This is a genomic window from Actinokineospora sp. NPDC051303 (assembly GCF_055586285.1).
Genome location: NZ_JBVJIN010000082.1, coordinates 5,782 through 21,127, shown reverse-complemented (window position 1 = coordinate 21,127; position 15,346 = coordinate 5,782). Strand labels below are relative to the sequence as shown.

The 15,346-nt window shown below is 67.9% G+C and carries 17 protein-coding genes; 14 read left to right on the top strand and 3 right to left on the bottom strand.

Annotated features, from left to right (window positions below; translation table 11 throughout):
• Positions 1–286: 286 nt before the first annotated feature.
• Positions 287–781: a hypothetical protein gene (locus ACZ6SD_RS31700; RefSeq protein WP_465320705.1), complete on the top strand. Its 495-nt coding sequence runs from the start codon at positions 287–289 to the stop codon at positions 779–781.
• Positions 782–1,078: 297 nt separating this feature from the next.
• Here ACZ6SD_RS31700 and ACZ6SD_RS31695 read toward each other — a convergent pair whose 3' ends face one another.
• Positions 1,079–1,237, bottom strand: a complete 159-nt coding sequence (locus tag ACZ6SD_RS31695; RefSeq protein WP_465320704.1) for a hypothetical protein — start codon at positions 1,235–1,237, stop codon at positions 1,079–1,081.
• A gap of 71 nt (positions 1,238–1,308) precedes the next feature.
• Here ACZ6SD_RS31695 and ACZ6SD_RS31690 point away from each other — a divergent pair, with 71 nt between their 5' ends.
• The 11 genes from ACZ6SD_RS31690 (at position 1,309) to ACZ6SD_RS31640 (ending at position 10,015) form a co-directional block, all read left to right on the top strand.
• A complete protein-coding gene (locus ACZ6SD_RS31690) occupies positions 1,309–2,115 on the top strand; it encodes a hypothetical protein (protein ID WP_465320703.1) in 807 nt (268 codons plus the stop codon).
• Between the two features lie 80 nt (positions 2,116–2,195).
• Positions 2,196–2,579 (top strand): hypothetical protein, encoded by a 384-nt coding sequence (locus ACZ6SD_RS31685; protein WP_465320702.1) that lies wholly within the window; start codon positions 2,196–2,198, stop codon positions 2,577–2,579.
• A gap of 115 nt (positions 2,580–2,694) precedes the next feature.
• The gene (locus ACZ6SD_RS31680) at positions 2,695–3,126 is read left to right on the top strand and encodes a hypothetical protein (protein ID WP_465320701.1); all 432 of its coding nucleotides are present in this window, start codon (positions 2,695–2,697) and stop codon (positions 3,124–3,126) included.
• Positions 3,127–3,253: 127 nt separating this feature from the next.
• Positions 3,254–3,520 carry a hypothetical protein gene (locus ACZ6SD_RS31675; RefSeq protein WP_465320700.1) on the top strand — a complete coding sequence of 89 codons (267 nt, stop codon included), beginning with the start codon at positions 3,254–3,256 and terminating at the stop codon, positions 3,518–3,520.
• A gap of 116 nt (positions 3,521–3,636) precedes the next feature.
• Positions 3,637–4,887: a phosphoadenosine phosphosulfate reductase domain-containing protein gene (locus ACZ6SD_RS31670; protein WP_465320699.1), complete on the top strand. Its 1,251-nt coding sequence runs from the start codon at positions 3,637–3,639 to the stop codon at positions 4,885–4,887.
• A gap of 123 nt (positions 4,888–5,010) precedes the next feature.
• Positions 5,011–5,538: a hypothetical protein gene (locus ACZ6SD_RS31665; protein ID WP_465320698.1), complete on the top strand. Its 528-nt coding sequence runs from the start codon at positions 5,011–5,013 to the stop codon at positions 5,536–5,538.
• Positions 5,539–5,794: 256 nt separating this feature from the next.
• The gene (locus ACZ6SD_RS31660) at positions 5,795–6,595 is read left to right on the top strand and encodes a hypothetical protein (RefSeq protein WP_465320697.1); all 801 of its coding nucleotides are present in this window, start codon (positions 5,795–5,797) and stop codon (positions 6,593–6,595) included.
• Positions 6,596–6,664: 69 nt separating this feature from the next.
• Positions 6,665–7,543, top strand: coding sequence for a DNA-processing protein DprA (gene dprA, locus ACZ6SD_RS31655; protein WP_465320696.1), 879 nt, complete (start codon positions 6,665–6,667; stop codon positions 7,541–7,543).
• The gene (locus ACZ6SD_RS31650; protein ID WP_465320695.1) at positions 7,540–8,325 is read left to right on the top strand and encodes a M48 family metallopeptidase; all 786 of its coding nucleotides are present in this window, start codon (positions 7,540–7,542) and stop codon (positions 8,323–8,325) included. The genes dprA and ACZ6SD_RS31650 overlap by 4 nt, the downstream gene beginning before the upstream one ends.
• A gap of 173 nt (positions 8,326–8,498) precedes the next feature.
• Positions 8,499–8,777: a hypothetical protein gene (locus tag ACZ6SD_RS31645; protein WP_465320694.1), complete on the top strand. Its 279-nt coding sequence runs from the start codon at positions 8,499–8,501 to the stop codon at positions 8,775–8,777.
• A 698-nt stretch (positions 8,778–9,475) separates the two neighbouring features.
• Complete coding sequence (locus ACZ6SD_RS31640) at positions 9,476–10,015, top strand: hypothetical protein (protein ID WP_465320693.1); 540 nt, start codon at positions 9,476–9,478, stop codon at positions 10,013–10,015.
• A 233-nt stretch (positions 10,016–10,248) separates the two neighbouring features.
• On the opposite strand, the gene ACZ6SD_RS31635 is transcribed toward ACZ6SD_RS31640, so the two are convergent.
• Complete coding sequence (locus ACZ6SD_RS31635; protein ID WP_465320692.1) at positions 10,249–11,214, bottom strand: C40 family peptidase; 966 nt, start codon at positions 11,212–11,214, stop codon at positions 10,249–10,251.
• A gap of 3 nt (positions 11,215–11,217) precedes the next feature.
• Complete coding sequence (locus ACZ6SD_RS31630; RefSeq protein WP_465320691.1) at positions 11,218–12,261, bottom strand: replication-relaxation family protein; 1,044 nt, start codon at positions 12,259–12,261, stop codon at positions 11,218–11,220.
• A 434-nt stretch (positions 12,262–12,695) separates the two neighbouring features.
• Here ACZ6SD_RS31630 and ACZ6SD_RS31625 point away from each other — a divergent pair, with 434 nt between their 5' ends.
• Positions 12,696–13,019, top strand: a complete 324-nt coding sequence (locus ACZ6SD_RS31625; protein ID WP_465320690.1) for a trypco2 family protein — start codon at positions 12,696–12,698, stop codon at positions 13,017–13,019.
• A 32-nt stretch (positions 13,020–13,051) separates the two neighbouring features.
• The coding region (locus tag ACZ6SD_RS31620) for a P-loop NTPase (RefSeq protein ID WP_465320689.1) at positions 13,052–15,346 on the top strand (2,295 nt) is incomplete at its 3' end.

Below are 15,346 nucleotides of genomic sequence, written 5' to 3'. Positions count from 1 at the left end.
CATCCGCGCCGTCCTCCGCAGCAGGGGCTGCGACCTGGTCCACCTCACCGGCAACCCGCGAGCCCAGTTCGTCTGCCTCACCCACGAGACCACCGGCCACAGCACCGGCGATCACCCGCCCACCACCGGCGGCCTGCTCCGCTGGCACACCCACACCTGCCGAGCCCGAAACCCCTGAACCGCGTAGCTGACAAGCAACCCCTCGGACCTACAAGTCTCGGGTGCGAACACGACCTTCCACGACCCACACACGGGAGGTCGCCGACCTCACCGGAAGGAATCCATCATGGCGCAATCACACATATACGGACTGCTGCTCGACATCGAGGAGGCGTACGGCATCCGCCAACTCGTCGCCCGCGTGGTCTATCAGAACGATCAGGGCGAACTGCTCAACCCGCGCGACGACGGGACACCCGACGAGATCGCGCTGGCGGACTTCGTGGTCTCCGCGTACGTCGACCGCGGCAACACGCACGCGTGGGGATTCCAGCATGGATACGCACCACATCGTGTCGAGTTGCGACGCGCGGAGGCGATGGTCCGAACACTGCGCAAGATCGACAAAGGACTGGTGACCGTGACTGCCGAACAAGGCTACGCGAACGACTTCGCCACCTACGTCCTGCGCATCGCGGCCATAGTGGGAATACGGGCGTTCCACATCCGCAACAACGAGCAACGACGCAACATCACAGGCGAGACGTTCAGAAAAGTGCAACCGATCGACGTGCAGAACTGGGTTCGTAACCAAGAGGGGACGTACGCCAAACCCGCGTGACCAATCCACGCTACCGAATCCACGGTCATTTCGATTGCCGTAGCGCCGCGCGTGAATGATTTGGAAGCGGACGACCGCACGGGTGACCGATCAAGAATGGAGACACCACGACCGCCAGGTTCTTCCGCGACGACACCCACCCGCCCTGCACGACGACCGGCACCGCGTCGCACGAGAGGCCCACTTTCGACGCTCTGCGCGCGGAGCTCGGACCCGAGAACGTGGTTACGCTGCCGGTCAGCCAGCTGGCATGCCGCTGACCGAGATGGCCGACCTGTTGGCCGCGGTCGCCGAGGACTACTCGGCCACCATCTTGCCGCGCTGCTGGCCGACAGCCTCACCAAGGTTTTCGGCCTGTGGGCCGACGCCCGCCGCCACGGCCGGACCACGATCGACATCCGCCACCTTGATCGCGCCGTCACCAGCGAATTCGCCCCCGCCATCCGGGCCTGGCACACCGGCGACGCCTTCCCTTCTCCCCGCTTGGCCGACACGGCCTGGCCCGAACCCGTTCCGAGGTGAACACCATGCCTATCGACGACCCCACGACCGCAACCCCGTCCGAGATCGACGAAGAGCTCGCCCGGCTCGGTATCGAGCATGCCAAGGCCACCGACACCGTCAACGGGCTCACCGCCCGCGTCCAGCGTCTGGTGAACGACGGCATGGCCGAGTACGCAACCGAGTTGCGGCCCCGGATCGAGCAGGCTCGCCAGACCATCGTTGAGTGCGAGGCCGCCGCGCGCCCCCTCGATGCGGAGTTCGAGCGTCGGGGCGGCTGGACCCGCGCCTGGCTGGTCCTCAACACCGGCGGCCACGTCCATCGCACCACCGCCTGCCGCACCTGCTTCCCCTCCACCCGGTTCGCCTGGCTCACCCACCTTTCCGGGCACGACGAGACCGAGATCGTCGAGCAGGCCGGCAAGGCCGCGTGCACCGAGTGCTACCCCAGCGCGCCGGTCGACGTCCGCAACCGGCCCAGCCGGATCAAGACCCCCGAGCAACTCGCGCGGGAAGCGGAGAAAGCCGAACGCGCGAAGGCCAAAGCCGCCAAAGCGATCACCGCCCCGGATGGAACACCCCTGCGCACCAAGGGGTATGGGCAGATCGACACCGAGTTCACCGCCCGTCGCTCCTACGTGGACGCCTTGGCCTACGCCCGGTATCTGACCAGGGCAAGCATCGCCCACCACCGAGACACCATCGCCGAGTACCAGGAGGACGCTCGGCTCATCCTCGCCGCGCTGGCCGCGAAGCACGGCCGCACCGAGGACGACCTGCGCGCCGAACTGGCGCCCAAGGTCGAAGCCAGGTGGAAGCGCGAATACAAGTAGCGGGCCAACTGTGCCTGTGTCTGGCTGGAACGCGTCCCTGCCTACGCACCTATCCGCTTCCCACGAGAGGACCCCTGCCGATGATTCTGGTCGAAACGCTGGAAGACCTGGTTTACAACTACCTCGAAGATCCCGCCCGGCCCGGCTCGGCCGTCGGCAAGGTCAACGCGCAAGACCTCGTCAGCCACGTCGTGCAGCACCTCGCCGAGCGTGGGGTCGACGTGGGATTTCAAGACGGCTCGCGCCGCACCACATCAGCCAGCGCGTCCCAGCGACCGGAGCCCGAGTGGCACCGCCTTCCCTTGGTATTCCAGGAAAACGACGACGGGAACGTCCGCATCTACTGCGACGGCCGCGACTGCGTCTGGTCCTGGCCGCTCTACCAGCACGCGAGCGCGCAGACCAACGACGACACGATCACCAACGCCGTCGACCACGCCATCCGGCGACACCGCCACACCTGACCACTCCGGCAACCAGCTACGCACATCGGCGCGATGCCCTCCCCAGCACCAACTCGCCATGGAGAGGGCATCGCGCTGCATGGGCTGATACACATCCGAAGGAGCTCGAACCGCTATGACTACCAATGACATTCACGATGCCCGGCAACTCATCGCCGAGATCGACGTCCCTGCGGAACGCCCGCGCTGGGCGTGGTGGGTCCCCGGTGACGCCACCCGCTACCACGCCACGCTGATCAACGCAGCACCCAGCGCCACCATGGTCGGCACCGCGTCCGGTGGCACCTTCCGTGCTCTCGTGATCACGATCGACATGTTCACCTTACGTCCCATCTCGATCGTGATCCCGCGGCCCACTGCCGAGCTAGACCGTTACACCGCCGAGGAATGGCTCTTCCGGCGGTTTCCTGGTGGCTGGTGGGCCGGTGTCCGGCCGCTGTTGGCCGCACTGGGCTGGACGCCCACGAGCGACCGCGACACCAGCTACCGCAGCACGGATCACCGCGACATCACCACGGCGCAGCGCGGCCCAGACGCCGCCCGCTAGCACCAGGCCGCAGTTCCCCCGGCCACGCGGCCGGACCACCCCACCCGCACACCCACGCCACACCGGTCCGCGTCCGCGCGGGCCGGCGATGACGGCCGCCCGCTGTCCGCCGTCCGAGGAGATCATCATGAACAGCACCGTCAACACCGATCTGTCCAGCGTCGCCGATACGGCCAACCGTGCAGCCACCTTCGAGCCGATGACGAACGAGGACGAGCGGCCGACGATCACCGTCGCCGGAGTCTACGTCGCGCTCTACGTCGACCCGGCCAGCCGTCAGGTCCGAGTGTCGATCGATCTCGACGACACCGAGTCGTGGCTGCTGCGCAACGACAAGGACAGCACGGTTCCACTGCGCATCTGCGTTCAGGACGACGTCACGTTCGAGGGCTGACACACCGATCGCGCGAGCGTCGGCCGGCGCTCGCGCCATTCGCGTAATAGCCGAACGACTCCACTGATCGTCCACTCAGGACATTTCATCGCGTCACGTTGATGAAGAGGTGACTCATGCACGCGTCAACCACCGAAATGCCGGACCTCGCCGCCTATGACGTCATCCTCGTCAACAGCAGCGGCGGGAAGGACTCACAAGCAATGCTCGACGAGGTCTGCACCCTCGCCGAGGCCGCGGGAGTCCTCGATCGCATCACGGTCCTGCACTGCGCGCTCGGCCACGTCGAGTGGCCCGGCACCAGCGAACTCGCCCGCAAACAGGCCGAGCACTACGGGGTGCGCTACGAACAACGCCTCCGCGAGCAAGGACTGCTCCTCGACCAAGTTCGCCGCCGCGGTCGCTGGCCTTCCGCCTCGGCTCGCTACTGCACTTCGGATCAGAAGCGAGGCCCCGCAAGGAAACTCATCACGCAACTGGTCACCGAGCTCGGCGACCTGGGCCGTCCGGCCCACGTGCTGAACTGCATGGGCCTACGCGCCCAGGAGTCGCGGGCACGACTGAAGAAGGCCCGCCTGAGCCGTGACGAGGCCGCCAGCAGCGGTCGACGCACTGTCGACACCTGGCTTCCGATCCACGACTGGAGCGAAACCCAGGTATGGCAACGAATTCGGGCATCCGGCGTGCCGTACCACCCGGCCTACGACCAGGGCATGACCCGCCTGTCGTGCTCGCTCTGCGTGCTCGGCAGCCGAGCGGATCTCATGCGCGCCGCACAACTACGTCCGTCACTGGCCGCCGAGTATGCCGAACTGGAAGCCGAGATCGGGCACCGGTTCCGCAACGACCTGTCCATGGGCGAGATCATCATCGCCGCCGAACAAGCCGCAACAGCGGAACACAGCGAGGAGACAGCCACGATCGAGCTCGGCCAGGGGCAACTGTCGTGGCCGAGGTTCGAGCACCAGACCGACCGTTACGGCACCGTGTTCCTGCTCACCGGCCCGGACGCCGAGGACTACGTCTCGTTCGAGAACGCACCCGTCGACCGACCTGGGCGCCTCGTCGCCGTCGTGGTCGAGACACGTCGCTCTGGCCACTGCGGCGACATCGCGCGGGCCCTAGCGCCCACCACGCCGACAGCTGGCGAGGAGATCACGCTTGGTGCCGGCACGTTGTTCACCGACACCGATCCCGACCTCGGTGTTCCCACCGCCGTCGGCCTCGCGCCAGACGACCACCGGGCCACCGACTGGCTCGACCCGCGCGCCTTGTACCGCTGCCACAACCAAACCGTGCGGCTCGAACTCCGCACCGGCAGCCACGCCAACAGGCACACACGCGACACCGGACCGTGTGCGGCCTGACAGCTCGCAGTCGGGCTCGACGCAGGCATCCGCGTCGCCGTCATTCCCACCTTCAACCGTCGCGCACGGGCCTTCGCGTGCGTGCGCGACGAGACAAACCCCATGGAGACAGGAGAAAGGATCATGACCGACCTCCCTGTGCCCCCGATTCCCTTGTCACTCCAGCACCTCCCGACCGTGGGCGGACTGGTCGTGCCCTGGATCACGCCCCGCACGGCCGACGGCCGATACCTCTTCGGCTCGGTCGACCGCGATCGAATGGGCCGCGCCTTGCTCAACCGGTGGTGCGGCGTATGCGGCCGTCCGCTGGAGCACCGCGCCGTGCTGATGATGCGACTGTCCGACCTCCCGCAGCAATGCACGAGCGAACCCGCGCTACACCCCTGGTGCGCCACCTACACAAGCGAGTCCTGCCCCATGATCAGCGGACGCCTGGATCACTACCGCTCATCCCTGCCCCGCTTGGACATCACCATGCTGCCGGCACCCGATGCGACAGCCCGCCAAGGCGCCGCTGCCGAACCGTGGTTCGCCGTGTGGCTCACTGGCTACCAAGTGATCACCGACCACGGCAACCTCGCCGCCTCCTACGCCGGCACGCGGCCCCTGCGTATCCGGCCCATCACCTGGCACCTGCCCAGCATCTTCTGACCAACGCAGTCGACCTACGTCGATCGGCTGCCCTGAAACGACATCGTCGTAGACGACTACTACTTGAACAACCGCCAGACCTCGCGGCCTGATGCCCTGCGTCCGGCCGTACGGCATGGGCACAGAATCCACCGCCGGAATCTTCCGCGTACTCACCAACCCGACCGCCCGACCCGAAGAAGCCCCCCGACTTGTCGACCTCGCGGTGATCAAAAACGAGGAGACCGAATTTCTGATCTCTTGAAGGGATATCGCCATGTCTCGGTTCGACCTGCACGCTGCGCATATCGACGGACTCGTCAACGCCGGGCTGCAATTCGGCCTGATCGGCGTCTTCGACGATCCCATTCCGGTCGGCCAGATGCTGCGTCAGCAGCACCGGCCCCACCGCGACGCCGAGCAGGAGAACAGAGAGCCGCCGGACTACGCCGCGACTTTGACCGATCGCGCGTTGCATCCGGTCGCCGTGCTGTGCCTGCTGGAGTGCTACGAGTACCAGACCAGCGGCACGATCGGCTGGCACACCAGCGAGGCGCACGCTTGGACACGTCGCTTGCGCGAGACGGTGTTGGCCCGGCTGCCCGCCGAGGCCAAAGCGGCCGTGCGCTATGGCGCCGACCACGGTCCGGCCTACCGGCTGCTGGCTGCCTACACCGAGACACCGTGGGGCGTCACGGAACTCGACCAGATCCCCGGATTCGGGGACGGCGTCATCGAGGTTCCGGTCGTCCGGAAAGGGCTGCGCGCGGAGATCCTGACCGGCCCGATCCACTGCCCCAACCAGGGCCTGTCCTCCCGCGTCCGCTACGTCACGATCCTCGGCGTCGGGGAAGAACGGACGCTGCCCGCCTTCGCCCGGATCTCCGAACCCACCGACGACGCACCGGGCGTCTACCTGCTGTTCCAGCACGGCCGCTACGTCGCCCGACCAGCCGACGCTCCACCCGGCAAGCGGTTCATGGCCTCCGGCGCCCACCTGCACACCAGCGACTCCCGCTGGCGCGAGCTGATCGGCCACAGCCTGCCCATCCCGCTGCACGACCACACCGAGCCCTAGCCGGGCCCGTCAACCGCACCTGCCAAGCCCACGGACCCGAGCAAGCCCTACCCATCGAGGAGTTGAACCATGCCTTCACACGACGAACTGCGCGCCCGGCTGTTTCTCCTGCGCGCGGCCGAACCACCCGCACCCGCGGTTCACCACTACGTCGCCGTCCACGGCCCGGTCGACGCCGTCGCGCGGATCCGGCACGGCACCGCCCCCGCCGCCGTGCTCAACGAGGCCACCCGCCCTGACGCCCGGATCGACGACGACCTGCGGGCCCTCGACAGCGGCACGGCGCGGCTGCTCACGCCCGAAGACGACGACTGGCCGGACGGACGGCTGATCGGCCTGGCCGGCCTCGGCGTCCCGCTCGCGCTGTGGGTGCGCGGCAACGGCTCCTTGGCCGAACTCACCGGCACCGCCGTCACCGTCACGGGCGCACGCGCCTCCACGGCGTACGGAAACACGGTCGCCGCTGACCTCGGCTACGACCTCGCCCGCGCCGGGGTGACCATCGTCAGCGGCGGCGGCCTCGGCGTGGACGAACAAGCGCACCGCGGCGCACTGGCCGCCGACGGCCGGACGATCGTCGTGCTCGCCAACGGCATCGACCGGACCCATCCGCACCAGCACGCCCAGCTCTACCAGACCATCATCGAGCAGGGCGGATCGCTGGTCAGCGAATACCCCATCGGCACGTTGCCAACCCGCATCCGGTTCCACGCGCGGTGCAGGCTGCTGGCCGCTCTCACCGCGGCGACCGTCATCGTCGAAGCCGGGCCGCGCAGCGGCGCCCTCGCCGTCGCCCGAGCCGCTGGCAAACTCGGCCGCCGGGTCTACGGCATACCGGGACCGATCCACTCCGTGACCTCGAATGGCGTCAACGAACTGCTGCGCACCGGCGCCGCCACCGTGGCCAGCTCAGTCGAGCACATCAACTACCAGGAAGGAGTGCGATGAGCGGCCCCGACGCCTTCCAAGCCGCTATAGCCGCCCTCGACCTGCCACCCGAGTGGCAGGTCGAGGTGGCCATCCGTCCACGACGACGCAAGACCGGCATCCAGGTCAACCCGGGAGGCAGTGTCGCCGTGCTGATCCCGCCGACAGCCGCCCCGGAACAGGTGGCGCGGTTTGTCGACAGTAAACGCGGCTGGATCACCGAGAAGGTCGACATCGCCACGCGGCTGGCCCCGGATCACCCTGCCAAGGAATTCGTTGACGGCGAGGAGTTCGACCTGCTCGGCAGGCGCTACTGGCTCCACCTCGTCGACGCCGCGCCCGCGGGCATCGAGCAGCTACCTGTGATCACGTCCGACGGCGTCCTGTCCGCGCGGAGACAGCGACCAGAGCTGGTCCGCCGGGCAGTGATCGGGCTGTACCAGCAGGTCGGACTCGCCTGGGTAAAGCGTGAAGGACGCCAGTACGAACTGGATGGCCACATCACCGGCCTGAACTACGCAGTTCGCGACCTCGGACGACGCCGCTGGGGCATCTACGAGGGACCGCCGAAGCACACCACGACACTGCACTGGGCCGTGTTCGGCCTGCCGATGCGGCTCATCGAGTACGTGCTGGTGCACGAGCAGGCCCACGCGACGAGGCCAGGCGGTCGCCCTCACGGAACCGCCTGGCAACGCCGCATGAGCCTGTGGATGCCCGACTGGCGGCAGCGCCAAGCCGACCTCGCCGAAGTCGGCCGTCACTGCTGGCTCGGGGACCACAAGAAGCACGTCGGTGGCTAGCCGACCGCTCCGTGGCACCAAACCAGTCGCAAGCATCGGCGAGCCACTCAACCCAACCTGATGTCACCCTCGCTGTGTCCGCGCAAACAGGATGATAGACATGTGTGATAGGCATACGCAGACCACGATAGGTCGTCTCGTATGACACGACGACACGCGAGAGAGGCTCCCCGATGAGCGACCCCGAGGAAGTCCTTCAACTTCGGACCAGCCGGGCCGAAGTCGAAGGGGTCAAGAAGGAACTGGAAGCCGCCCGCACTCAGCAGGCCGAACTCGAAGAGAAGATCAACGGGTTGCTCGCAAAGCAGCGAGAGGCCCGCAAGAAGCGCCGTAAGGCGGTGCTCGCCGCGGACGCAGCCGGAGTACCCCGTTTGAGGATCTCCAAGGAAGTCGGCATGCAACGCAGCAACGTCTACAAGCTCCTCGAAGGCGACGACAGCGACGAATCCTGAGCGCCGCAGCGACGAAGCCTGGTGGACCCACCATGGTCATTCGTCAGCGGAGAAGCCGAACCTACACCCGAGTAGTGGCGCTCCCCGATAAGACCTGAGCGAACCGGCCCGGGCACTCTTTCCGTCGGTACCTGATCAAAGGACCGGACAACTATCATCCGCACGCGGAAACTGTCATTCTTGCGCGGAAACTACACACGAGGTGTAGGTTCTCAGGATCGTTTTCGTCCGATCTTCGCGTGAGCTGGGTGGACCTGAAGTTTCTCATCGGTTTCGCGCTTCATGGTTCTCATTAGTTTTGCACTTTCTCCCGGTTCGGGGCCTGCTGGCGGTAACGGGGGGCGTCCAGGGCAGGGCCATTCGCATGACCTTTCCTGGATGGCGCGCCGCAACCCACCGCAGGACGTGTTGACCTTGGGTGGCCGGCGTGAAAGTGGTGTGGGAGCTCAAGCGCCCTTCGCGGTGAGGGGGGGGGGGGGGGGGGGGAGGGGGGGGGGGGGGGGGGGGGGCGGGGGGGGGGGGGGGGGGGGTGGGGTGGGGGGGGGGGGGGGGCCCCCCCCGCCCCCCCCCCCCCCCCCCCCCCCCCCCCCCCCCCCGCCCCCCCCCCCCCCCCGCTCAGCTAGGCCGATGCGACGTACCAGCAAGGGCCGAACTTTGTCCGCCGTTGGCCCGCGGCATCCTCGGAACGGAGGCACACGATGTTGCCGACGCCGCCACCACCCGTGCAGGTCAGACCCGCACCCAATGTCCTGTTCCTGTTTGCCGGCCTGATCCTGATCATCGGCGGCATCGCGGTGATGGTGTACGGGGTTCTCGCCGCCGTCAGCGCGATTCCCACGGATGGCCCGAACGTGAACGACCTCGGCATCGGACCACAGGCCGGCCGGGATATGGAACCGTTCGTCAACGGCTTCGCCGCTGTCATCGTCGGCTGCACGGTCATGACCACCGGCCGCTACCTCTGGCGAGGCGCGCGCCGACGCGGCTGGCGCGACCGCTTCGGCAGGCTCCTGGTCATCGTCGGTTACCTACTCGTCGGCACAGCCCTAATCACCCTGACTCAGGCCATCGTCGCCGCCTTCTCGATCGGTGGGGCCGATGCTTCTCAGCAGGCCGTGATCCGCGGCCTGGTCATGTGTGCCGCCATCGCCATCCCCGGCGCCGTAATCGCCTCGATCGGTTTCCGTCTGGCCAAGGAAAAGCCCTTGATGACGGCAGAAGTCAACGCGAGCCTCTAGCCGGGAGCTCATCCGCCGTTCGCAGTGAGACCTGTCCACAAGCCTGCCGTCGCTACCGCGACACATAGCGCACCCACTATGTCTCGTTCACGCCAACCGACAAGCGACCTGTCACCCCGACAGCCCAGCCATCAGACACGAACGGGGTAACCACCGACAGCCGATCCAGCGGCTCGATTCTCACCAACCTTGCGCAAGCGCAAGATAGGCGCAAAATCAGCGAGAAGGCGCAATCAAGCATGGGAACCTACACGAGGATCGCCAACTGGGCGGCTCGCCGCGAGGTAGTCGTCCCCGTTCCAGCGGTACGCGCTGACCTGGATGGGTTGTCCAAAGTCGGGCGCGTGCACCATTTTGCCTGCGCCGACGTACAGTCCGACGTGGTGGACGTTGCTCGGCGTGCCGTAGAAGAGCAGGTCTCCGGGCAGCAGTGGTTGCCCGGCGGGCACCAGTGGGCCGGTGTTGTACTGGGTCTGGGCCGTCCGTGGCAACGAGATTCCGGCTGCGTTGTAGGCGGCCGTGGTCAAGCCGGAGCAGTCGAAGCCTTTGTCGCCCTGGGCTGGGCCGTTGCCACCCCACTGGTAGGGCAGCCCAAGTTGGCCGCAGGCGAAATTGATCGCCATGATGGCCGCGGGTGTCGACGCCTGGATGTTCTTGCAGTCGCCGGCGCCAACCATGGCGTCGCCGTATTTCTTGGCCTGTGCGAGAACGTCGTTGACGTACCAGTCGGCGTGGTTGTAGGCGAAGATCGCCTTGCGAAGGTCCTTGGGTCCTCCCGAGTCGCAGAGGTAGTACGCCGCGGCGTGGATCGCGTCATGCGGGTTGTACCGGGATCGTGGTGTGGCGCCGCCTGCCGGCAATGGGTGGCGGGCGATGACGCCGTCGAATGTGGCCTGGAGGAACTGCATGGGTCCACCGGCGCCTGCGGAGTTTTCCCCGCTGGAGACACCGGGCAGTGTTGAACGGCCGTGGTTGGTTTCGATCTTGCCGATGGCGGCGAGGATTGACCAGTCCAGGCCGGGGCATACGCTCGTGGCTTGCCGGTAGAGGGCGAGGTAGTCAGCGGGGATGTCGGCGAGTGCTTCCTGGCTGGGCTTGCTGCTGCTGCCGAAGAGGGCATTGACGACGGCTTGGCCGATCCCGCCGATGAGCATCAGGATGGTGATGACGGCCGAAACGGCGGCGGTGGCGATCTTCACGGGTCACCTCCGGAAGCGGCTGGCTGGTACGGGTGGCGGGAACGGGTCGGGCGCGGTGAGTTCCGCGGATGTCTGCTGCGCTGGGACGGCAGTCGAGGGCGGTGCCGCGCTGGGCGGGTCGGTGTGCGGCCAGAGTTGGGCGAGTTCGGCGAGCCCTAGTCGGCCGGGGCAGCGCGTTGCCGGGCCGAAGATCGGCAGCCATCGGGCGACGGAGGGGTTGTTGTCGCCTGCCGCGCCCGCGACGTCCGCGGCGCTGGTGGCCACCGGCACGAGCGCCGGGCGGTCCAACTGGGACAGCGCGTCGGCGAGTGCGCGGCGCGCGGTGGTTTCGCGGCGGTGGGTGGGCAGCCAGACCAGGACGGGTGTGGTGATGCCTGTTGCGGTGGCGAGTTTTTCGTAGCCGTGGAGCTTGCGGCCGAGCTTGCCGAGGTCTTCGGTGCCGAAGTCGAATTCGAGGAAGAACTCGATCTGGTGGCCGTCTTCGCGCCAACGGCCGTAGGCGTCGGGGCGGACCATGTCGCCGAAGAGGCGCCCGCAGCGCAGCTCGGACCACCACGTGGTCAGTCGGCCGCGGGCGCCTGGCGCTCGGCTGAGTGCGACGAGGGCGGTGAAGAAGCCATTGACGCCCACGGTGTGCGCCAGGCGCAGGGAGTGGGCGATGCCGATGGCGTCTTCGTGGCGGTAGCCGAGTTGCTTGGGGGCGAGACCGTTCTCATAGGCTAGGGCGACCGCTCCGGCGATGTCGAGCACGTAGTGCATCGGGGCGGTGCCGGAGCTGACGAACGGCTGGAAGCGGTCGACGACGCGCCACTTGAACAGGTCGAGCAGGCGGTGGTTGGCCGCGCGCATGGTCGGATAGCAGAGTTCGACGATCTGCTGGGTGGTGAAGACCTTGTGCTCGTGCAGCATCCGGGCCAGCCACCGGTCCCGGAGGGTGAGCCGCCCGGCGAGCCGGGCGTGGTGCTCCCCGGTGGTGGCCGCCCGTGGCGTGGGGCGTTGGGGCATGTGCCCGCGCAATGCCCTCTGAGGCGTGGGATTCGAAATCATGGATAGGTACCTCCCAATGAAACGAGTGGAATTGCGATTGGCGTCGCACCGCAAAAGGGCGCTGTCCTTTTGGTTGGTTGGCCAGGTGCGGCGCAGTTCTACGACGGCGCCTTGCTGGATGTGATCAGCGGGATGGGGCGCAAGGACGCATTTGAGAGGAATGTGGCTTGCGGAAGGTCTGGTGATTGGTACAAACGGCGTCGTGGCGCTTCGTCGGGGCGCGCGCATTACTGACGCCGGGCCCTTGCCGCGGAAGGGACCCATCGGCCACCGTCACGCCTGAACCAACGTCGGCCTTGGTTGGAGCCGCGATCTCGCCTTCAGTCGGCTGGCCGAGTGGCGTTGTTGGGTCTTCGGCTTCGGACCTGGTGCTGTGGCGGCACGTGGTTGGTGGGGGCTGTCACGATGAGGTCGCTGTCTGCGATCGTAGGGTCATGGAGATCGAGTTGGCGGATGCGGTGGCGGCGTTGCGGGACGAGTTGATCGACGCGGCGGCCAGGGTGGGCGAGTCGGGTGTGGGGTTCGTGGTGGGGCCGATCGAATTGGAGTTCGGTGTGGAGTTGAAGGCGGACGCGAAGGTGAAGTCCGGGTTCAAGGCGTGGGTGGTGTCGGCCGACGCGGAGGGCGGGGTGTCGCGGGGGCGGACGCACAGGGTGAAGGTGACGTTGAAGCCGCAGGACGCGGACGGGCAGGATCTGCGGATCCACGGCCGCACCGGCCGCGTGTCGGGGGCCGCGGTGGACCGGGTCGAGGGCTGATCCCGGGGGTGGATGCCGACCGCGTCGTGTGTGTGCTGGGTCCTGACGGTCCCGGCTCGGGGTATGTGGTGGGCGCGGGAACGGTGGTGACCTCGGCGCACGTGACCGGGCCTGCCGGGTCGCGGGTGACGCTGTTCCGCCCGTTGCGTCCCGAGGTGGTGGTCGAGGGTGTGGTCGCCTGGGCCGGTGAGCCGGGAGGCCGGAATGACGCGGCGGTGGTCGCTGTCCCGGAGTCGGCGTTGGGCGCGGGCGGGTGGTGGCGGTGGGGCCGGTTGGTGACACGGCGGCCGGGTGTGCCGTGTTGGACGTGGGGTCTGCCGGACGGGGTTCAGCGGGAGGGGATGCCCGCGGAGGCGCGGCAGGCGGCGGGCAGGGTCAATCCGGGTGACCGGTTGGTGGGCAACCAGTACACGATCAGCCTCGACGCCCACCCATACGCGAGCTTGCCGTCGGGGTCGCCGTGGGCGGGCATGTCGGGCGCCCCGGTGTTCAGCAACGGTCTGATCATCGGCGTGGTCGCGGTCGATCCCGCCCATGCCCGGCATGGTGAGCTGGTGGCCGTCCCGGCGTATGTGCTGTGGGCCGATCCGGGCTTTCGGGAGGCGCTGGGCTGCCCGCAAGACCGGTTGGATCCGGTCGAGGTGGCAACGATGGCGGCTGTGCCGACCGGAGAGATCACCACGCCGTCTGCGCTGCTGGTGGCACGCAACGAGATCGCGCCGTGGCAGCCCCGCCCCGACCTGCTGGCCGAGTTGCTTGCGTGGATCGACCGCCCGGGCCCGGGGGTGTGGCTGGTGCACGGCCCGGCCGGGCAGGGCAAGACCCGTCTGGCCGCACAGCTCGGCCATGAACTCCCAGCCCGGTGGTCGATGTTCTGGCCCAGCACGGACGCCGCGTCCGAGCAGCTGGCGGCGGCGGTGCGCGATGTCGCCCTGCCCATGGTGATCGTCCTGGACTACGCCGAGAGCCGCGCCGAGCAGGTCCGCGCCGTGCTGTCGGCGTTGACCGGCGACCGCAGCGTCAAGGTCGTCATGCTCGCCCGCACCCGCGGGACGTGGTGGGAGGACCTGCCCCTCGGCGACGACCTGGTCGCCGACCGGCTCGCGACCGCTGCCGAACACCGGCTCGGCGACCTGCCCCAGGCAGGCTCGACAGCGGCTGCGGACACCGCGTACCGGCAGGCGGTCACCGCCTACGCGACGCGGCTACCGGGCATCGCGGGGTTCGAGCGGTTCCCGTGGGACGACATCGCCAAGGGTGTCACCGCCACCAGCGCAGGCGGCGTCGGCATGGCTCACCCGGTCACCCTCCAGATGACCGCGCTGGCCGACCTGCTCGACACCGCGATGCCCACCCCACCTGGCGCCGGGGCGACCGTGGAGGGACGAGTCCTCACACACGAGCGGCGCTACTGGTCACGCCTCGCGGCGACCAAACCCGCGCTCGCCGGGTTCATCGACCTCATCGACAGCGTCGTCGCCGCGACCACGCTCGCCGCACCGACCACCGCGGCCGAGGCCGACCACATCTTCCGCGCCACCATCCCCGAACTCTCCGACCAACCCGCCAACGTCCTGTCCTCGTTCCGCGCGGTCCTCGCGGCCCTGTTCCCGACCGAGACCACCGACCGGGTCTTCGCCCAACTGCAACCCGACCGACTGGCCGAACACTTCGCCACGAACCACACCCTCGGCCCCCACGACCTCACCCACCGACTCGCCCCCATCGCCTCACCCGAACAAGCCACCCAACTGCTCACCGTCCTCACCCGCGCCACCGCCCACCACCCCGCCAATGACCGACTCGCCCAGCACATCACCACACTGGTCACCACAAACCCGCAGACACTCGCCCCGGCCGCCATCACCCTCACCACCAGCACAGAACACCCCGTCCCGCTGCTCACCGCGCTACAGACGGTGGCCACCGCACCCACCACCGCGATCCGCCTCGTGGAAAACCTCACCGACGCGCTACCACAGACCAGCCACCGACTCGCCGACCTCGCCACCACCCTGACCCACCGACTCGTCAACCACCACCGCGAGCGCAGCGACAACAACCCAGACGCCTTCCTCCCTAACCTGGCCATGAGCCTGAACAACCTCTCGCTGCGCCTGGGTGATCTCGGACAACGTGAGGAAGCCCTCGAAGCCATCACCGAAGCAACCGGTATCTATCGCCAACTCGCCACCAACCGCCCCGACGCCTTCCTCCCCGACCTGGCCACCAGCCTGAACAACCTCTCAGCGCACCTGGGCGGTCTCGGACAACATGAGGAAGCCCTCGAAGCCATCACCGAAGCAACCGGTATCTATCGCCAACTC